The 20,357-nt window shown below is 37.4% G+C and carries 18 protein-coding genes; all 18 read right to left on the bottom strand.

The window, feature by feature from the left end:
* On the bottom strand, positions 1-705 hold the full coding sequence (yycF, locus tag Q1A47_RS12450; RefSeq protein ID WP_026680489.1) for a response regulator YycF: 705 nt from the start codon (positions 703-705) through the stop codon (positions 1-3).
* A gap of 268 nt (positions 706-973) precedes the next feature.
* Entirely contained in the window at positions 974-2,425 is a 1,452-nt protein-coding gene (locus tag Q1A47_RS12445) for a M23 family metallopeptidase (protein ID WP_166530712.1), read from the bottom strand.
* A 165-nt stretch (positions 2,426-2,590) separates the two neighbouring features.
* Positions 2,591-3,580: a metallophosphoesterase gene (locus tag Q1A47_RS12440; RefSeq protein WP_166530711.1), complete on the bottom strand. Its 990-nt coding sequence runs from the start codon at positions 3,578-3,580 to the stop codon at positions 2,591-2,593.
* 262 nt (positions 3,581-3,842) lie between these two features.
* On the bottom strand, positions 3,843-5,639 hold the full coding sequence (locus Q1A47_RS12435) for an ABC transporter ATP-binding protein (RefSeq protein ID WP_166530710.1): 1,797 nt from the start codon (positions 5,637-5,639) through the stop codon (positions 3,843-3,845).
* Complete coding sequence (locus Q1A47_RS12430; protein ID WP_034678715.1) at positions 5,636-6,808, bottom strand: nucleotidyltransferase family protein; 1,173 nt, start codon at positions 6,806-6,808, stop codon at positions 5,636-5,638. The genes Q1A47_RS12435 and Q1A47_RS12430 overlap by 4 nt, the downstream gene beginning before the upstream one ends.
* Positions 6,801-7,277, bottom strand: coding sequence for a lasso peptide biosynthesis B2 protein (locus tag Q1A47_RS12425; protein WP_246484818.1), 477 nt, complete (start codon positions 7,275-7,277; stop codon positions 6,801-6,803). Before Q1A47_RS12425 ends, Q1A47_RS12430 begins: the two co-directional genes overlap by 8 nt.
* A gap of 86 nt (positions 7,278-7,363) precedes the next feature.
* Complete coding sequence (locus Q1A47_RS12420) at positions 7,364-7,669, bottom strand: lasso peptide biosynthesis PqqD family chaperone (protein ID WP_026680483.1); 306 nt, start codon at positions 7,667-7,669, stop codon at positions 7,364-7,366.
* Entirely contained in the window at positions 7,629-8,594 is a 966-nt protein-coding gene (locus Q1A47_RS12415) for an aldolase (RefSeq protein WP_166530709.1), read from the bottom strand. Before Q1A47_RS12415 ends, Q1A47_RS12420 begins: the two co-directional genes overlap by 41 nt.
* 283 nt (positions 8,595-8,877) lie before the next feature.
* Positions 8,878-9,003: a paeninodin family lasso peptide gene (locus tag Q1A47_RS12410; RefSeq protein WP_161629264.1), complete on the bottom strand. Its 126-nt coding sequence runs from the start codon at positions 9,001-9,003 to the stop codon at positions 8,878-8,880.
* 156 nt (positions 9,004-9,159) lie between these two features.
* Positions 9,160-11,166 (bottom strand): right-handed parallel beta-helix repeat-containing protein, encoded by a 2,007-nt coding sequence (locus Q1A47_RS12405; RefSeq protein WP_152525407.1) that lies wholly within the window; start codon positions 11,164-11,166, stop codon positions 9,160-9,162.
* A gap of 57 nt (positions 11,167-11,223) precedes the next feature.
* A complete protein-coding gene (locus tag Q1A47_RS12400; protein WP_026680481.1) occupies positions 11,224-12,960 on the bottom strand; it encodes a DUF6798 domain-containing protein in 1,737 nt (578 codons plus the stop codon).
* Positions 12,961-12,981: 21 nt separating this feature from the next.
* On the bottom strand, positions 12,982-13,572 hold the full coding sequence (locus Q1A47_RS12395; protein WP_026680480.1) for a hypothetical protein: 591 nt from the start codon (positions 13,570-13,572) through the stop codon (positions 12,982-12,984).
* The gene (locus tag Q1A47_RS12390; protein WP_166530708.1) at positions 13,572-14,279 is read right to left on the bottom strand and encodes a glycosyltransferase family 2 protein; all 708 of its coding nucleotides are present in this window, start codon (positions 14,277-14,279) and stop codon (positions 13,572-13,574) included. The genes Q1A47_RS12395 and Q1A47_RS12390 overlap by 1 nt, the downstream gene beginning before the upstream one ends.
* A complete protein-coding gene (locus tag Q1A47_RS12385; protein ID WP_051388280.1) occupies positions 14,276-14,674 on the bottom strand; it encodes a GtrA family protein in 399 nt (132 codons plus the stop codon). The genes Q1A47_RS12390 and Q1A47_RS12385 overlap by 4 nt, the downstream gene beginning before the upstream one ends.
* On the bottom strand, positions 14,650-16,293 hold the full coding sequence (locus Q1A47_RS12380) for an NTP transferase domain-containing protein (RefSeq protein ID WP_026680477.1): 1,644 nt from the start codon (positions 16,291-16,293) through the stop codon (positions 14,650-14,652). The genes Q1A47_RS12385 and Q1A47_RS12380 overlap by 25 nt, the downstream gene beginning before the upstream one ends.
* Before the next feature lie 59 nt (positions 16,294-16,352).
* Positions 16,353-17,429, bottom strand: coding sequence for a class II aldolase/adducin family protein (locus Q1A47_RS12375; RefSeq protein WP_026680476.1), 1,077 nt, complete (start codon positions 17,427-17,429; stop codon positions 16,353-16,355).
* Positions 17,430-17,460: 31 nt separating this feature from the next.
* On the bottom strand, positions 17,461-18,150 hold the full coding sequence (locus tag Q1A47_RS12370) for an HAD family hydrolase (RefSeq protein WP_051388279.1): 690 nt from the start codon (positions 18,148-18,150) through the stop codon (positions 17,461-17,463).
* Positions 18,151-18,155: 5 nt separating this feature from the next.
* Positions 18,156-20,207 (bottom strand): hypothetical protein, encoded by a 2,052-nt coding sequence (locus tag Q1A47_RS12365; RefSeq protein ID WP_051388278.1) that lies wholly within the window; start codon positions 20,205-20,207, stop codon positions 18,156-18,158.
* Positions 20,208-20,357 lie beyond the last annotated feature (150 nt).

Below are 20,357 nucleotides of genomic sequence, written 5' to 3'. Positions count from 1 at the left end.
CTACTCCTGATCAGGATTTCGTAAATAATACCCTACACCTCTTCGGGTTACTATCCACATTGGATTACTAGGATTCTCCTCTATTTTCTCACGTAGTCTTCTCACCGTAACGTCAACGGTACGAACATCACCAAAGTAGTCATAACCCCATACGGTCTCCAATAAATGTTCCCGCGTCATAACTTGTCCCATATGACGAGCAAGGTAATGAAGTAATTCAAATTCGCGATGGGTGAGTTCTATTTGTACACCATCACGGGAAACAACATACGCATCTGGATGGATGACTAGCGATCCAATTACAATATCCTTTGTTGCCTTCACAGTATCGTCTGGAACTACCTGCTGTCTACGTAGATTTGCCTTCACTCGAGCAATCAGTTCGCGGTTACTAAATGGCTTCGTTACATAATCATCAGCACCTAGCTCTAGCCCTAGCACCTTGTCTATCTCTGAATCCTTTGCTGTCAGCATAATAATCGGCATTGTTTGCGTTTTTCTAATCTCTCTACATACTTCATTGCCATCTTTATTTGGTAGCATAATATCCAAGAGGACCAAGTCAGGCTTTTCAGCTTCTGCAGCCTCAATCGCTTCGTCACCATCATTCGCTACAATAACTTCATAGCCCTCTTTTTCTAAATTAAATTTTACTATATCTGCAATTGGCTGTTCATCATCTACTACAAGTATTTTTTGACTCATATCTGCCACATCCTTCTCTTTCACAATCCTAAGTTTATTTTATCTTACTTTTGTTCAAATGTCTTTTCTAGTATACGGGTTCATTATCAGGTAAGTTGCTTTTACTATAACCTTATATATGTTCGAAAGCAATGAGAGGTTTTTAACGTAGATGAGAGAGGAATTTTAAATTTTTTTACATTTATTCTCTTTGGAGTTCATTATTATCTTAATTCTATATCATAAAAAAGACTGATTCAAGAGCAGCTCCTGAATCAGTCCTTTATAATTACTTTAAATAATCGGTAGGATCCTTACGTACCCCATCTTTATACAACTCAAAATGTAAATGAATACCAGTTGATCTACCAGTCGTCCCCATTACACCAATTTTACTACCTTTTTCTACGGTTTCACCAGCCTCTACATCCATCGAGGCTAGGTGGGCATAAATGGTTTTCATCCCGTTGTTATGATTGATAACAATTTTATTACCATACCCTCCATTATCGTAGCCTGCTGATACAATGGTTCCATTATCAGCTGCTTTAATGGTGCGACTGCTCGGCCCAGCGATATCAATACCTTTATGAACGCTTCCCCAGCGTTTTCCCATCGGACTGGATATATGACCGCCAACAGCTGGCCATGTCAATTTGCCTGTTCCACGAGAAGGGATTACTTTCGTACCTTTGATAATGATCTCTTTTTGTGGTTTTTTTATGATTTTTTCATCAATGACTGTTTGATTTATTTCTTCACCATTACGTTTCTCCATAGCATACAAGACTTCTTTTTTACCATGTTTACCTTGCTGCTTTACTTTCTCTTCTCCCTTGTAAAGCTCATCCGATTTAATCACTTTCGTTTCATGCTTTACGTTTTCTTCTGCTACATGTGCTTCCTTTACAACAACCTCGGCAAACGGACGATAAGCAGTCACATGAATCGCTTGATTAACATGGAGCACGCTATCCTCAGCTAACGACTTGTTTAACTCAAGCAATTCTTCCATAGATAAATTATATTTGCTAGCAATCTCACCTAGCACTTCTCCTTCATCCACCTTATGCACCTGTTCTTCTAATGTTCCTTTTTTCATCATAGTAAGACCTTGCTCTACTGTTAATAGCTTCTCCGGATCAATAACACCATCTGTATATGTAACACGGTTTGAAAGCTCAATACTTGTTACAATACGATCGCCAACTTCTAAATCATCCGCGGTAATTTTTGTTGGACGTTGATTATCTGGATTTACCGCCATTTTTTCCTCTAATGCCTGCCATTCTTGTTTCTCGACATATTCTGCTTTATAGCTTGCTATGACTTGCTCCGCTGTCTCATAATCTTTAAAAAAGCCTACGCTTTTATCGCCAATTTTTAGCTCGATAGCTTCTGCCTCTATCGTTATATTTTCCTGCACAGCAGCTAACACCTTTTCATTATCAAATGTTGGATTAAAGACCTTTTCGGAGATAAGCGAAATATCTTGTTTGGGACGTAACGTCAAATTGTCATCATTATGCTCCACTATAGCTATCTTCTTATCTATCATTTGTTGAATCGCTTGCTCATTATCAACCTTACCAATGTGCTCACCGTCTATATACACATGGTAAACCGTTTTTAGATCGTCTGCTGCATAGACGGTTGAAACAGTAAAGAATGTGGCTATTAGTAGGAAAACACCTAATTTTATGTATAAGCTTGATGAAGCTTTTTTTCCTTTTGTAAACACTTACAGTTGCTCCTTCTTGCATTTCTCTCTATCTACATTTTTATCCTCTCTTAAACTAACATAGGATAATAGTCTCAGAAAGAGCTATAACAGAACTGTAAAGAAAATGTATAATAGCATACAATTTTTTACTATTCTATCGAAATAGCAAAACAGTGTGCTTCATTATTGCTTGGTAGTCAGTTTTAATACATTTATTTCTGGAGAGTTGAACAAACGAAAATTTAAAAAAGATACGGCATCACTACTCCCTAAGCCGGCACTCACATATTGCTTCGTTCCTTGATACTCCCACAACCCCTTAACTCGATCAGCAGGAGGAAAAAATCGATTTGGTTCATACCAGGGTTCAGGAACAAAGATAGGTCCTAGAATAGGTAACCTGATTTGTCCACCGTGATAATGTCCAGCAATAATTAGATCATACTTCCTCCATATTAAATCAGGGCTAGCCTTAATCGTTTCTATTCGCTTGTCGACAATAGGATAATGATTTACGGCAATAAGCAGATCTGATGTATCCATATCTTCTAACACTTTTAGATCTTTAATCAGCTGCTGTTGATAACTTAAATAAGCAGGATTTTGAGCATATGGAGGCTGAACTACCCCTTGTACATTACCCAGAGCACGTTCATTTTTGATAATAGATAGTTCAAAATTAACAAAATGAATGGCTGATTCCCCTTTATCAATGGTATAAAGTGATTCTAAGAACGTAACATTTCTTTTTTTCAATCCGTTTATAAATTCACTTGTTTCTACTGTTGAATCAACCTGATAGCTAAGCGGATCAGTATTACCTGGAACATAGAGGATATTTTCCTTATTATCCAACCCATCAATAATCGTATAAAACGCCGAATCATTTTTGCTTCTAATGCTATCGAGCATATCACCTGTAAAAACAAGCACATCATAGTCAATACCATTAATAGCTTGGATTAATTGCTGTTGATTTTCCCCAAATAGTTGTTCATGTAAATCTGTTATTTGTAGGATCGTAAAATCTTTAAAGGAATCTTGAATACCATTAACCTTAATTTCTTGCTCCACAACAACAAATCGATGATTATCCCATATTGTATAGGTAACGAATCCAAGTAAACTACACAATATGAGCATGGCTATCTTTTTTCTCCCTATAGTAATCATTCAGGAAATCTCCTTTAACCTGCATATAACTGGAAGTAAGAACCCTCTTCAAGCAAACAAAATATGGATAAATGGAGGATCTACTGCCAGTAAATGTCCAATTGGTTCGGGCCTACGTGGAAGTAGGTCACAAAGGTGTTGCCACAGGACGTGGCGATTTAAGCCTTTGTACGTATTTGTTTCACTAAAAGCCGGATGGAAGTTTCACTGTATATAAGGTACTTCATGTATTTTCCTTCTACTTCAAACCGTAATAAATGGATTAGCGAATGGCTTGTGTCTGTTTCTGTAATAACTGACATAGGATACCTTGATCGTCCGATTCTAACTGTCTAAAAGTCCCCATTTGCTTGACTTCCCCTTTATCTAACACAATGACTTGATCAGCGTGATGAACCGTAGACAACCGATGGGCAATTACTATCAGTGTCATCCTATCCTTCAATTTGTTTAACGATGATAAAATCTCTCCTTCATTTTCGTTATCCAGCGCACTAGTTGCCTCATCCAACACAAGAATTCCTGGACTTCTTAAGATCGCACGTGCCAATACTAGCCGTTGCTTTTCACCACCAGATAGCTTCATACCCCTATCGCCAATAACCGTATCTAGTCCATTCACTAAATTCCTCACAAACTTAGCAGCAGATGCAAAATCTAATGCTTCCCACAGTTCCTGTTCTGTAGCTCCTGGCTTAATTAACAACAGATTTTCTCTTATGCTTGTATTAAATAAGAATGGATCTTGGGCAACATAACTTACTGTTTGCCTTAGCTCGATCAAATTTTCCTTTGTAAGTGGAATCCCATCTACAAAGACCTCGCCCTTTTCTGGTTTATTTAAACCCATTAAAATATCTATTAACGTGCTTTTACCTGCCCCAGATTTCCCTACAAATGCGGTCATTTTATTTGCTGGAATAAATAGAGATATGTTACGTAGCGTATAACCAGCTTTGTTACTTTCATAGCGAAAATAGACATTTTTGCATTTGATACCCTCATTTACAGTTATTGGCTTTATTTCTTCATGAGATCGAGACATAAATTCTATCGCTTGATTACATTCATGTTGCAAATGCTTTACCGCTTGAAAGGATGGAATAGTCGTGGCAATTCGTTCCATGGAGGCTTGAATATCTACAACCCTCGGCCATAGTCTGGAAAAGATGATAATAATTAACATGAGCTGGCTGCCTTCGGCTTGTAAAAGCTGAATGGCCACAAATATAAAAAAAGCGATTAAAACAGCAGAAGCTATTTTATAGTAAAGCTGTGATGTCATTTTTAATGTTGTAAAATGAACTTGTTCTGCTTGCATACGCTCTGTTATAGATTGATACCACCTTATTCGAGATCCTTCCAGTGTGTTGCTTTTAATATCCTTGATTCCATTTATATGATCCGTAATTCCTGCAAGATAATCTCTTCCTAACTCATAGTTTTTACGACCTAATTGTAGGGATTGCTTTAAGAACTTTCGATTAAAGTAGATGAGTAGCAAACCACAGATTAATACCATTACGGTAAGAGTTGGTGATAATATAAAGGCAAAACCAATTTGCACGAGCGTAAACACAAGTGACGTACAAAACATAAGAATCGAATTTATTCCTGAACTGGTACGGGAAATTTCTTTCTTTAATAGATTAATCAGATCAGACTTCCGATGCTTTAGATAAAAGCCCCAATTCGCCTGCATTAAACGACTGTATGTTTGTATACGTAAATGCCTTAGGAAGCCCTGCTGTACGATAGCATTTTTAATGGCAACGCGCCGTTGGAGAAGGTTCTGTACGATTGCTAGCAAAATAAAAATGCCTAATATAATAGGCAACCCCATTGAGCTCGGAATGGTAGATAAGAAATCAAACTGTTGTATTATTGCTAGCTCTTCTGTATTTATGTCAACAATCCCCATCAAGCTTATCATTGGGACGAGTAGTAATATGCCTGCTCCCTCCAAAAAACTCATGCATATCATAGCAAGCAAATTTACGTAAAGTGTTTTCCCAGCAAATTCATGAATTTGTCTTAGGAAGTAATAAATATCTTTCATCTCGTGCTCCCCCTAATTGCATACCTCACTGTCTTTCTCCAAAGCCATAAAAAAGGGCGTAGCGGGAAATATAAAACATGTAGTTTTTTCGGCAGTGGTAATGTTTCTCCATCCTCTGGATACGGATATAAAAAGCTTAATATAAAAACTAGCTTTTGCTTCGGTGCCATGAGTGAAAACAAATGCCATTTATGATAGCGAGAAACCTCTTCAGGAACTGGGGAAGCATGGAGATTCACCTTTCTTTCCAGATAAAATAATGCATCTTGCGCTAACGCTCGGGAGCGTTCTGTACAAAGCGTTTTCCATTCCTTGGGAAGTGTCGTGTTTACTAGATCACGGGCTAACATAATACTCTGCCCGCCTATGTGATGATAACCGTACTTTTTTAAATGCTTATTTAAGCTCATCCAGTCCATTTTCTGCAATTTCAGCATTTGCTGTATATCTATAATCCATCGTAACCTTGACCAGCCATGACGTGCTCCATGTGAAACAAGAAACAAAAACAAGTCCTCGTATCCAAGTAAGTAAACAGGTGACTTATGAAGCGAGCTTTTCCTCCTTCTATCCCATAATTGAGTGAAAGACGGTTCTTTGGCAGGGCCTGGATGTAATCGCCAATGTAATTCCAATTTAATTTGTTTTTGTGGATGAATATATGTAACATGATGATGTCTCCATTTCCAATCATTTAAAATAGTTTGGATATAATCATCTTTTTCATATCCAAAGCGTTTAAGTAATGCCTCTGCTGTCTCCAAACGATCGAGCGGGATAAGTACATCAATATCACTTGAAGTCCGTAGAGAAATATCCCCGTATAACTCGTGTGCAAGCACTGGCCCTTTTAAAACAATAAGCGGAATAGCTTGTTTGGCAAAAACATTACTTACCTCATCGATTTCTGCTGAAAGATGAAGCATTTCCATTGTATTGCGTCTATATTCCTTACTTAAAAACTGTATGACATCAGAAGGTAACGATATTGCTTTGTTCACTTTAAGCCTCGAATAAAGTAATGGATAAATACGATGATGCTTCATAAGATCTATACATTTATCCCAATCAATAGCTGCAAAAATAGCTTGTTCATTGTTTTCATTTATAAGGTCAAGAAGTAGCTTTACTTCATTCGGTAGGCGAGAAAGGTTTAAATACTTATCCATGATAATCACCAACGGACTTACCTGAATTTGTGCGCATCGCGAATGTTGCTACCACCGTGAATTTTCTCATTCCTGCTTTACCTGTAACATAATAAGAACCACTACGTAGCCAGGAATGAGCGATCAATTCATCATTCGCATCTTTTGCCGTTCCTAAATACAATGTGCTTTCCATATGGCGTCGACGTAGCATTTTTTGTCCAGCAATCGCTTTTACTAGACACTGACTATCCCATGGTGTGTATCGACTCATTATTTCAATAGATTCTGAGATGTGCTTCAACACGTGGATATTCTTTTCTGTGATCTGACTTGATGTTTCTTCCGATTGATTGCCTAACAAAGGAGAAACCATTGCGAAGGGTAATGCTTTAAGAATCCTTCCCCATCCTAAACAAAAGAAAGCTTCTAATAAACGTATTTTTGCTTCAGAATTCAATAAAATAAATAATTTTACGTTATGCATCATACATGTCTAATTCCTTTCCAACGTCATTTAAAAAGGAAATAAAGATTAGGCTCTTATCTGCTTGCATCGCTACATTGAAGCATATTCTATGATAGCGATTCCGGATTAACTTGAATTAATCCCTCGTTTAATAAATGCCCCAAAAAAGTCAGAACCTGTTCCTCACAAACGTGCTCCTCTACATCATATTGACTAGTTAGTAATGAGATTAAAGCCTTGATGGATATTGGCTTTTCGATATGTTCCCAAATATCCCCTCCCACTGTTCCCAAATTATAATACGAGCTATTTTCCATACATAGCATGACTTTTTCACCATCCATGTCACTTACAATTGCATTGGTATCTTGGCTAACTAATTGATGGATGATAAGCTTTTGCTGCTTGATCATTTGTATTCCTCCTTGCTATCCATTCTGATTCGATAACGTCTGCAAGCTGTTCCGCCGTAAAATAGGACGTTGGGCGTTGTAATTGATAGATATCTAGTTTATTTACCATTTTAGCTATCGTGTGAAAATGCCATTCCAATAAGCCTGATTTTTTCAGTAATGACTTGCGAAACGTATGTTTATACAGCGTTTGCAACCGTTCAAGATTGTGAATTGGCTTTACCTGAATATCCTGCTTATCACTTTTTACTAATTCATATACACCAACCAAAGGTAACCATTCGGAGACAAATTGGTTCAAGACCGGAATAGCAAATTTTGATGCTCTATCGATAAGTGGACGATACTTCGTTTCCTCCATTCCAAAATGATGTAAACTTTCTAACCATAATTTTTGTTGGGGATACGCTGGCTTAATATATGGAATGCCACTCTTCTGGAAGGTTACTGGAATAAGGTCATCACTTATTAAATGATATCCTCTTTGTAAAAATTCAGATGCTAGCGTAGACTTTCCAGCTCCTGAGGAACCTACAATGGCAATGGCAGCTCCATCAACAGCTATCGCACTCCCGTGTAAAGGAAGCGTTTTCCGCTGCATTAATAGTATTCCCATACTTGTACCTAGGATAAATAAACGAACTTGATCTTCCTGTGCACCATCACATGGCGAAACAGTTATGTTAGTTCCTCCATGGATTGCATAGATAGCCACCCCATCAACCTTAAACATACAAAAATTCTCTTTAATTATAAAAAATTCATCCTCTTGAAATAGCCTTGCCCATTGTTCCGTTAAATCCGCTCTCGTTATGATCACGTCACGTCCTTGTCCCTCATTTTCAAAAGACATAGGCAGTAGCTCTGGTAACACGATATCACTAGATATCGTTAATCCGAATGCCCGATAATCCACGCCTCTCATTCCCCCTCTTTATCCCGCATATAACTGGCAGTAAGACACCACTTCAAGCAATAAATGTCCGATTCGTTTCAGAGCCTTTAGGTCATACCCTTGTGGTACTAACCATCCGTGGGGATAAACAAAACCCCCCACGGATTAAAGTTAAATTTGTTCGGGCTGTCTCAAATTTAGCTCTCTACTTTTACAACTACAGGATGAGACAAGCCCTAATGTAAGTAATGTGATATGGCTGTTTTAATTCTTATTCAAGAAGTGTTCAGTCGCTAACAAAACGATGTTTTCTTTAGCTACCAAGATTATCGTCTCCTGAATCATCACTATCATCCCACCATTTGCCACCATGGCCTTTGCCCTTGGTAAGGCTTACACTAAGCTGATCTAATACAGGCTTTTCCCATTCTTTTTTCATGAAGTTCCCCCCTTTCATCATCATTCGTTCATTATAAAGAACATTAAATGGATAAAAAAGCGCGAATAACTTCGCAATTTCGTTCTTTATAAAGAATATAGTGCTAATTTACCATGACTCTCTGCTATTGTCAATGCTAAGAACGATGAAGTCAAGCTAATTTCCTAGATACTTTATCGTATTACCCTCTTGCTTAACATGTGGTGCTGTATTTTCATTAATGTATATCCATTCTTTAATTGAAGTGGAATCAATCTCTGTATATATCACATTATCTAAGATGGCTACCTCCTTCGCTTTATTAATACGGATAATGGGGATCTTTGTTGCTGACTCAAATTGTGAAGATTGAATAACAGCTTCTACACCAGTATTATCTACATGTAAATCGCCAATTTGCTTAAATACACAATCGTTAAATTCATAGTTACCTAAACTATTCAGATCAATCCTTCCCTTTCCTGGCTCTGATGATGCAAATTCACAGCCATTATATGTTCCTCTAGGTAAATCAAGTCCATACGTTGCGTTATAGTCAATAACTTTCAAGCGATTAAAGATACTACCATCAGCTACTTCACCGACTATATTACGTTCGACCGTTTCGCCTGTGATCGTTACATCACTTAATTTTATGGGTTGATCCTTGATTTGTAGCGAATTGATTTGTTTTCTATCATTTGCTAAGGTAATATTTGAAACTTCTACGCCATATGGCTCTTTACTTTGAATACTTAATTGTGAATTTGTGAATTCCATATCTGTAAGTAGTGTATCTGGACCGAAAATCGTTGCTAACGAGTCCGACATACGGTTACCGCGAAAGACTGCTTCACCTTCCGCCACAATTTTACTAGCATCAAACGTATTATTTTTAATAACAGCACCAGACCGAAACGATGTAGCTATCGCAAGACCAATGGAGGAATTCGCTTTATTCGGCCCAAGATAATTTTCATCAACCGTGACATCTTGACCATCATAAAGAATAATATTATACCTTTCATTATTATATATCCGATTCTCTTTTATAAGGATATTGTAATTAGGATAAAAACCTGCTTCAATATCAATTCCTGATTGAGGGGCGATTCCCTTGATGTTATGTATCTTATTTTGCGTGATCTCCATGTTAGAGACGCCTGCAACGGTTATTCCCTGCCTACGATTATTTGCTGATTCACTATGCTTTATTTCAACCTGATTGGATATATCCTTATTCCAATACTCCAGTTCTACGCCAGCTATCTCTTCTGTATCAAACACAGCATGAAAGTACGCTGCCTGCTCTGGCACATTGACCATACTCCAATCAAGCTCCTGATTCTCTACCTTTTGAATAAATGTACCATCTGAACGATAAAAAAAGATATCATAAGGGGTATTGGCATTCATATTTTTTGGGCGCGAGAGCTGAATAACTCTGTTTGCATCAAAAACGGGATGCTGGAAATTTGTCTTTACATTTCCTTTGGTTCGAATCTTCGTAGAATCAGCTATCAATTCTCCCTTCTTACCAATTGCACCCAATTCAAAATCACTTTCTTTTAATCTATTTATTTGTTTCGAACTCCCGCCAACCATAATGCCATCTCCAGTGAAATTAATCGTCTTTACATCTTCTATCTTTAAATTATCGGTACCAAGAGCTAATATTCCCATACCAAACTCATGGGTGCCATGGCTATGAGACGTATCCTTTCCAGTATAATCGTGTGTGTCGCGATCCCCTTGAAATGTCCCACCTTTAATCGATACATTCTTCGTCTCTGGACCGACATATACAATTTCATAGCTCTCATATGAATTGGTTTCCTTTTTTAGAGTTGCTTCATCAGCTAGTTCTAGTGTTAGATCGCTTACCATATTTAGGCGAGCATTCGGATCAGACGGCTCCTGTCCCTTATCTATTAGATACGTTCCAGCCGGTATATAAAACGTGTTGTAATCATTTCTACTTGCCCACAGTAACGCTTTGTTTAAGCCTTCTGTCGTTTCCTTTGGATGTGTACCATCATTATAGATCCCCCATCGTTCCAAATCCACAGTATAACGCGACGTAGAATTATTATCACCACCGCCTTGTTCATCTGTAAATTTCATTATCAAAAAAACAGCACCTAAGACAACAAGACCTAAAAATAGCAAATACTTCTTCTTCAATTCTTTCACCTCGCTCGACAGCTGGATTCTAGCAAGCACCCACATTATGTTAAACTTCTATTGCATTGCCTTATATATATACACATTTTTTCCCTTTAATGGGATCGTTTTCTGTAGTGAAAAGTAAGATGTTCCTTCCAACTTCTCGGTTCTTAAAATGATATCAACCTGGTATTTTTTCATTAAAGACCGTAATTCTGTTTGCGTCAATTCATTGATATGACCAGCATTATCATACTTTCCATCATATATATCCATGAACCGTTCCGCCCATTCCTTATAATATTTTTCATTAAATGGAAAGTCTTTGCTAACCGGTACACTTCGATTTGCAATTAAGCGTAGTTTTTGATTTACTAAATGATCCACATCAATATCTGCTAATATTTGTGCATCCTGAGCGGTATGTTCCTTCACCCATGCATAAAGCTCATTCCGTGGTTCTGAAATATCAGGAATATTAAAAGCTAGTTTTCGATCCAACACAAAAAAGCTACCTGCAAAAGCCAATAGTACGAGTATCAAATAGAAATAATGTAAACCTATTCGTTTCATTAAATAGCGATCTAAATAAATATGAAGCTTCAATCCTTTTTTAGCGAACAACCAATCACTCCATACTGCATAAACGAATACAGCCCCCATCATTAATGTAGAGAGCTTTATATCCTGTGTAAGTACAGGAATAAACGGAAGATGCAGCAATAGGAATGAAAGATAATCTTTATTTCGTAATTTGTAATACATGTAATAGGCAAAGATAAATAAATAGAATACGGGGACAAATACAAACGTGCGATAGGGAATTATGGTTACGATCGATTTGATAGGAACCACTTCAACAAAAAGATAACCAATAGCCATCATGAACGTAATATAAAGCCCATACAGCTTGAGAAACCTTAGAATAGAAGCTGGCAGCCTCTTTCTTATTACATACATCATATAGATGATGATAACGGCGTACATGATAGCAATGAACCAATTTTCGATACCAAACTTCGATGGAATATAATGATGGGGATGTCTAAGATCACCAATGATTGTTGTGTATTCCTTACTCGATAAGAGTGCTACTCCCTTTTCCGACAGCTTTAATGGTATATAGCTAACGAAAAATGCTCCGATTATCGAAAGCAAACCTAAAATGGACCAACGATTTATCATCGATTTGATTTCACTGAAATTATACGTAGCAACGAAAAGCAGTCCAGCTATCGCTAATCCATGTAATGTTAATACAGGGTGAAGCAGCATAGCAATAGCAAATAACATACATGATGAAAAGATGTTAGCTCGATAAATTAGAACGAAGCCAAACAGAATAAACACTAAGGAAAATTCCGCTGCACTGAATACAGGTGTACTGAAAAACCAGGCAATCGTTCTCGGAATACTATAAAAAGAAATGGCTCCTAAGAACATTCCAATAAGAGCGATATACGTTTGCTTGTTGCTAAGAACATATAATAAAGTGAAAACTGCAATGTTTAGCAGAAAGATCCGTAAAAGATTTACAAATGCAATGAACACTGTATAATCTACATGAAACACGTTTGCTCCAAAAATATAAAAATAGGAAACGTACAATCTAGGGGAAAATTCTTCAAATGTATTTGTATAAAAGTCAGCTGGCAGAAACTGCTTATTTAATAGCTTCTCAATTTGTGGAAAGCTATCTACTACAGGCCACCCCCAAGCAACCTGATAAAAGTAAACGGAAAATAAACTAATGAGAATAATTATAAGGCAGAAGATCAATGATCCATATTTCTTTGTCCTATTATCATTCACCCTAAACTCCCCCTAGATCCATTACGCTTCCCATAGATGGACATACTCACGTTTTGTACATATTGCATCCACATGTATAGCATTCGCTAGTAAATCATCCTGATAATTAGTAATATCCTCTGGTCTGCCTTGCAACTCAGGAGACACCAAGCATAATTTAAATCCTGCTTGCTTTAATTTCGTAAAACGTTTCCTATCAATTGGTAGTCTGGTAAAGCAATCTATCCAAACCCAATTCACTCGCCCCTGCATCGCAAGAATCGTATCTATCCCTTCGAACTCGGAAAATCGGATAGCAATATTCCGTTCTCCATGACGTGTCAGTTCATAAATCATCGGAAAGGAAGAATCTAGAAAGAAGTAGTTCGTAATATGATAGTTTTTTAATAGTGTTTGAACCTTATGCTCAATTCGTTCACTCTTAATATTTAAGATCATACAACCATGTTGATAATGCTGCAGAAACTCCTCCAAATCCTCTCCATCCTCAAAAGGATCATGTTGCAAAATAATGCGTCCTCCTGCATCTCGCAAATCAATCTCAACCCCATAATGCTTAGGTAGCTTATTTAATTGAGCAACGGTATTTATTCGATGAGCAATATAGTCCATTATCTAGCTAACTCCTTTTTTAAGGTCGTACTAAAATCTAGGGTACGTTTTATAAATTTTACCTTGGCAGCTAACCCATTATTCCAGCTTGATTCCCCATGTAATCGGTCTGGGAATACGACAGCAAACCGATGAATTTCCAAATCGGCCTTCCTAGCCATATAGAACGCATATAGATCCAGCGAAAAGTCATCTGGCGGATTAGACCAGCTTAAATAAAAGCTACGATGGAATACATTTGGCTGCGCATTTATATCACGGAGCTTTTGCTTTAAATATAAGCTTTCAAACAAGCTCATTCCGCCTGTAAACAGCTGATCGAACAACGGCCTATTTTTTCGATTTCCCTTCACAAATATATGTTGAGGTGAGGGACTATTGTCTATTACCTCCATCGCTTTGATAACATCTAATGGATCTGTTTGTAAATCTGCATGGGTCCACCCTAAAAATTCACCTCTGGCATGACTTAAACCGTATAAAATACCATATCCATATCCGCGATTCACTTCAATTTCTAAGCGTTGAGCAAAAGAATATTGAGGAACCCATTGCTGCAGCGTTTCGCTGCTTTCATCCTTGGAACCATTATTGACTAAGAGAATTTCGACATCCTTTCGTTCCATTACCTGCTCCCATCTAGCTAATAAAGCTGGGATATTTTTCGCCTCATTATAGCAAGGAATCACAATGGAATACCTGATCATTTTTTAAACACCCACCATTTCTGAATCGTAAAATTTATAATTGTACTTGCTGCCGTCGCAATCGTAAAGCCAACTAACGTTATCGAGCTTATATGCGTCAGGATGAAGAAATTTACACCAACATTAACTCCAAGTGTACTTACATACAGAAGTGTAAACTTATAAAATTGGATGATAGCATGTTGTTTCTTTTCAAACGTCCAATACTTATTGAGAAGAAAGGCAATGATCATTCCGCAAATATATGAAATCAGTTTGGCAATATTGGGATCTAAATTTGGAATCAGGATAAAATATAGCAAGCAATCCACAGCAACAGCCGACATTCCTACTACGATGAAACGCAATATCTGTCTAACATGGCTATTCATTAAAGGGAAACTGGCTTTTTCCATTGATACAATGCATCCAACTCAGATATTTTGTCTTTATTTATAAATGTATCCAAATGTAAACGGTAGGGATGCCAAGCACATTTATGGAAGAAGCTCTGCCAGTATTGGAATGTTTTTAAATCCGTAGGTGTACCCCAACCAATATAATGATCCACCTCAAGCACTTTTACATGTAATCCCATCTCGATTAGTTCATTGAAACAGCTATCTATATAAAATTCACCATTCACTCGTATATTTTTTGCAAATAACCGGTTGATAGCCTGTTGAAAATAGCTCGCTTTTCTAAAATAAAACGTCCCAACAATCGCATGATCATCATAAGGATGATCACTGATTGGCTGCTTTACGGATACCTCTGTTACACGATTCTGTGTGTCCACCTTCACCCATCCATACATTTCTGGATTTACTTTACTAGAAGGATGTCTTCGAAACGTCCATATAATGGCATCAATATCATCATCCTGCATTAATTGTTGATATACGGCCTCATTCCATAAGGCTCCGTGGTCACAGGCTGAAATAAGTAAGGATTCATCCAGATTTATTCTATCCAAGGCTAATGCACAGGTTTTCGCCTGCCCTTCCATTAGCTCTTCTACCACTAAAATTTCACCCGACTCCCCATACATTCTTAGGTCTTGTTCTATATCATAGCGCTGCATATGTTCTTCCAAGCACATTAAAAATTGTTTGTTAGCCTGTGGTAAATATGCGTTTGCTTGTATAAACATCGGTTTCCCAGAAACCTCTATAAAAGGCTTCGGCAGCGAATAACCATTTCTAGCAAAGCGACTCCCCGCACCAGCTAATGGTAGTATGGTTGTCATTGGATATATTTCCTCGGCTTTGTTTCCTTCCATAACCCTATGAAAATAGCTCGACCAACGCTGGTATGCTTCCATATCCTCTGGCGTCCCCCATTGAAGCATATGTTGTATTTCGTAAATGAATGTATGCAATCCGTCCCTTTGTAATAGGTTATAAACGAGACTGACATAGTATTCTCCGTTCACATGGATATTCTTTTCCATAAGTTCTGTAAAATATTTTTTTACAAAAAAGCCTTTTTTAAAGTAATAGGTTCCGCTTGAAGCAAATTCCTCCATTCTATTCGAAGTGAACGGCTGTTTTTCTTTTATTTCTAGCATCCAGTTATGCTGATGACGCATAAATGCATAATTGGTTGTTCCTAACATATGGGGATGAAAACCTCTATACGCCGGTATGGCACCGTCAGCATTTCTTTCTCGAGTACGTGCTAGAAAATCATCATAGCTCCAGTAGCAAGAGAAGTCACAATAATTAATAATGACCTCTTCCTCATCGTTTATTTCCTGCATAGCTCTTGTAACTGCATATACTGGTCCCTGCTTATGTGGTGATATACTAATAATTTTTCCCTCTGGAGCAATCCGCCTAAGTATACTTTCCATATTTGTGGCTTGCAGGTGATCCTCTCTACAAATAAATATAAAGCCCGTTTCTTTGGGAAATAAATTCACTACATGCTCAATCATTGGCATGCCATCCACTTCAATTAATGGCTTTGGTTGCTGGTAACCTGCTCGAACAAATCGACTGCCTTGTCCTGACATAGGTATAATAATTTTCACTTTCATCCTCCTAATCCCTTATTAACGCGCAGGAAAACCTCTACTGTTAAACGTTTACTTTATACGCTCTGTCTAAATTTCTCTGCTTCCCAATCGCTTAAGTACCGTAACTCGTTATTATCTAATGGTTGTTCTTCACCATATAACGATGCAAGTGTCATAATATGTGCTTTGAATACTTCCTCCGTTTCTTTTGCTTTTTTGCGATTTACAGACACAAAAAATAAGTAGCCTTTATAAATAACTACTTTCGGTAGAGTTTGATACATATCCATATACTCTTTTAATGCTGCTACGTCCTGTTTACTAGTTACATTTACAGCGTAGTAACCACAAAACACAAATGTATCTGGACATAAAGGCGGTTTGTAAAATACTGTTCGCACATGCTGGAGCATCTGTGTCAAGTAAGGATCCTCCGATAAATAAGCAGTGATTGGGGAGCTGTCAACCGTGTACATTAGTTGTGAAAGTTCATTGCTAAGTCGATAGTGATCGAAATAAACACCTAGATGCTTTTCAATGGTCATAACAACATGATTGGTTAATCGCTTCACTTCATTTGCGTCATCCGCGCTAACAATTAATCCGTGATTTTGTAAAAAGATAATCTGAGGTAATTGCTGCCATTGATCTAGATAGTTCACACACCTCTCGTTTAATTTGATAGCGAGATCGATCCCGGGTGTTTCGTATGGAATAAATAGAGCTTCAGGAAATAGCAACTGTAGTTGGTCTCTCCCATTTTGTTTACATGTAAACATATTTACGACGATTGGGTGCGTATGAAGCGTATATTTATAAAGCAGAGCATGTAGGAATGTTTCGATAGATGGTCTATGGTCAACCGAATATACCGTTTCTTTCATTAAATTCCCGGCAAGCTGCTCTCGCTTTTTTTTATCTGTTTCATGTAAGACTTGTTCATTTTCTAGGATTTCCTGTATCTTATTAAGGCTAACTTCTACAAAGGCATCCGTCTCATTTACATCCGACAGCAGTTGTCCCGAGGCTTTAATGAGCATCTTTCCATTCGCTAACTTAACAGAGGAATTGCCACCTCCAGCTTGAATTAAATCGAACCGTTCCCCAGCGAAGCGTGAAAGCCCAACAAATAGCTTCTTCTCCTCAACCATGTTTCTATCCACTCCCTTCCATAAACTGGTTTTATAACAGCAGGCGAGATGCTGTTAATTTTTCGTATACATGCAAAAAGTTCCCTATAGCTAGTGGGTTTTTATGAGCAGCCTTTTGATTCAACCAAAAAGATGTTATTCCTAATGTCGATGCTGCTACGACATCTTTTTCATAATGATCACCAATCATAATGACTTCTCCTGCTTCCATTCCTAATTTGTTTAAAGCTAGCTGAAAAATATGCGGATGTGGTTTTTCTACACCTGCTTCTTCACTCGTCACCATGTAGTTGATGCGTTCTTGAATACCGAGATAGACTAGCTTCCGATGCTGAATATGAGTCGTCAAATCCGTTACGATACAAATTGGTATTTCTTTCGTTTTATTTAGAAAAGCATGAACACCTTTTTTCAGCCGCATCGCTGGTAAAAATGTATCCCAATATAACCGATACGCTTCTAATGTATGTACTTGCGCATTTACGTGTAAATATTCAAACATCCGTTGAAAATAAAGCATTCGATTATGGGAAGCTGCAGTAGCACCTAGATCTGCCTTTACAGAATTCTTTGCTAGTTGAAACACTTGCTCCAGCTCCGCATAACTCCTAGATGTATGAGAAGCTATATAAGCAAATACGGCATCCATCCCCTGCTGATGCGCATATTCATAATCATATAGTGTATCATCAAGGTCCAATAGGATTGCTTTAAAATCCATTGCAATTACCTACCTTTCATTTTCTCACTAATAAATACGAGGATAATTAATTGTATAAATGCCTCATAGCCATCCCGCCACTCAATCATATGACCTCGAGTAACTTCATTTAAATTTTCAATACAGAGATTAGCTAATTCATGGACTGTTTGCCGATCAATTGGCGCATGTAATTTTATCATCTGATGCTTTAAATTAGCGTGATAATCATGTGTATATGAAATATTTGCATTATCCATTTCCTCCAATACATGCTCGAGAAAAACATCCGCATCACAGGTGATTGTTAATTGAATTGCAGGATTCTCATCTGGGTTCCCGATCGCAAATGGCTTATCTGTATAATATTTGATAATAATATCGGCATATTCTTTTTGCGGATAGATATATTTCTTTGCATCTTCCACCCTAGCGTCAATTTGCTTCATCAGCTTCTCTATCGAGTAACCACGTTCGTTACAGTCTCGTATAATCTTCCAATGTCTTCGCAATTGTTCATCTGTATCCAGATAAATTTTTAAATCTAATACCTTTCTCGTTCTGGCTAATAAAAGTGGATGTAGTCCACACATGACAATAAAATCATTCGGGTCTATCTTCTGGGGATTTGTAAAGCTCCCCTTTTGATGGTCGTATTCAACGCGTTTTGCCGAGTTACCATTCTTCAACCTTTCTAACGTAGACGCCTGTTCATGCAGAAAATTGGCCTTCGGGTTTAAATGGGTATACTCTTTCCACTTCTCATGACCTCGCTCCCATTTATGATCACCGTCTCCTTCAACTATAAGTAACCTCTCGGCACCAAATAAATTCATTAACCCTTTTGTTAGTGTTGTTTTACCAACACCACTATCGCCGCCTATGCCAATTACGGTTGGCCTTAACCGCACTTTGTATAAGGAATTACTAATAATGCCATACCTATAAAAAATCCAAATTAAACATAGCAAAATCCCTTCAAATAACGTAAATATCAAATTAGGTACAAAGCTATCATTCTGATCGATATGAAAGAATTCAGAAATAGCAAGTAATGTTGGATTTGTATTGGGATAAAAAAAGATAAAATAACCTAAATAAGCGGTAGTTAATAGTAAATATTGATACATATTATGTTTATTCTCATACGTCTTAATAAAAAAGAACGACGCAAACACAAAGGACCAGGCATACCAATGAGGCATTGGTGGAATAAATAGCACAAATGCAAAATAAAGCATGCCTAAATAGGTATACAATAAATCAGCATTAATTTTATCGAATCGAAAAAAGTGAATATAAATTAATGCAATAACAAGCGGTGCTACATAAATCTTGAGATAGTCAATTTCCAAATATATATCGAGCATTTTAAATTGATCTTCATAGTAAAAAACCGATAGTTGATACCCCTTTGAAAATAGAAAAGGGCTTGATAAAAGAAACCAAGTCCCAAGTGCGATTATACTGAATTTCATTACATCAATCGTTCGATGCATTTTCAAAAAATAGATAAGAAGTAATGGCAATGCAAAAATTACTGGCATTTTTAACGACAATCCAACCGCAAAGAAAACCGCAGCAACGACATGCTGTTTGCGTAGTAAATAAAATACCGATAGCAATAAAGCAGCTATCGGTAATAAATCATGATGTGGATATAGATAACTCGCTATAAAAATAAGGGGGGAACCATAATAGATAAACATGACCCGCTTTTGCTTTGTCGGAAACGTTCGCAGTAGTACATAATAAATAAGTATATCTGCTAGTAATGTTGGTAGCTGTATAAAAAACGTTTGAAGATGCTGCCCATCCAATCCGAACAGTACAACTGGCAAGAAAAAAAGCGCTAATATAAATAGCATTCCTGATGGATAAGGAAACGTCTCAAGAAATTCTTTTCCCTCATAAAACCTAGGCCATGCATCACTAAATGTCCTGATAAAATGGTCTACACTTGGTATTGTTACATCAAACATATCCTTCGGTATCCAAGCATACATCGTGATCACTTTAAGACATGTTATACCAATAAACCATTTACTCTGAAAGGTGTCACTTCGATCCATCTTCATATCATCCCCCCTTATGGAATTTTCTTAAGAAAACTGAGCAAAATTCGCTCAGTCCTTATCACTACATGCTCAAATTTACGCTTCCTCTAGTAGCTATTATGGAATAATAGCTACTGCTTGACCACCACTCCGGCTGCCCACTTCCCTTTC

Origin of the sequence: uncultured Virgibacillus sp. (assembly GCF_947495635.1) — a bacterium.
Lineage (GTDB): Bacteria > Bacillota > Bacilli > Bacillales > Amphibacillaceae > Virgibacillus > Virgibacillus salarius.
Note: the sequence above shows the minus strand (reverse complement) of the source record. Positions and strands in the feature narration are given on the sequence as shown.

Coding starts and splice junctions, on each gene's coding strand:
- yycF (WP_026680489.1), bottom strand. CDS start 705: ATGAGTCAAAAAATACTTGTAGTAGATGATGAACAGCCAATTGCAGAT.
- Q1A47_RS12440 (WP_166530711.1), bottom strand. CDS start 3,580: ATGATTACTATAGGGAGAAAAAAGATAGCCATGCTCATATTGTGTAGT.
- Q1A47_RS12435 (WP_166530710.1), bottom strand. CDS start 5,639: ATGAAAGATATTTATTACTTCCTAAGACAAATTCATGAATTTGCTGGG.
- Q1A47_RS12430 (WP_034678715.1), bottom strand. CDS start 6,808: ATGGATAAGTATTTAAACCTTTCTCGCCTACCGAATGAAGTAAAGCTA.
- Q1A47_RS12425 (WP_246484818.1), bottom strand. CDS start 7,277: ATGATGCATAACGTAAAATTATTTATTTTATTGAATTCTGAAGCAAAA.
- Q1A47_RS12420 (WP_026680483.1), bottom strand. CDS start 7,669: ATGATCAAGCAGCAAAAGCTTATCATCCATCAATTAGTTAGCCAAGAT.
- Q1A47_RS12415 (WP_166530709.1), bottom strand. CDS start 8,594: ATGAGAGGCGTGGATTATCGGGCATTCGGATTAACGATATCTAGTGAT.
- Q1A47_RS12410 (WP_161629264.1), bottom strand. CDS start 9,003: ATGAAAAAAGAATGGGAAAAGCCTGTATTAGATCAGCTTAGTGTAAGC.
- Q1A47_RS12395 (WP_026680480.1), bottom strand. CDS start 13,572: ATGGACTATATTGCTCATCGAATAAATACCGTTGCTCAATTAAATAAG.
- Q1A47_RS12390 (WP_166530708.1), bottom strand. CDS start 14,279: ATGATCAGGTATTCCATTGTGATTCCTTGCTATAATGAGGCGAAAAAT.
- Q1A47_RS12385 (WP_051388280.1), bottom strand. CDS start 14,674: ATGGAAAAAGCCAGTTTCCCTTTAATGAATAGCCATGTTAGACAGATA.
- Q1A47_RS12375 (WP_026680476.1), bottom strand. CDS start 17,429: ATGGTTGAGGAGAAGAAGCTATTTGTTGGGCTTTCACGCTTCGCTGGG.
- Q1A47_RS12370 (WP_051388279.1), bottom strand. CDS start 18,150: ATGGATTTTAAAGCAATCCTATTGGACCTTGATGATACACTATATGAT.
- Q1A47_RS12365 (WP_051388278.1), bottom strand. CDS start 20,207: ATGAAGATGGATCGAAGTGACACCTTTCAGAGTAAATGGTTTATTGGT.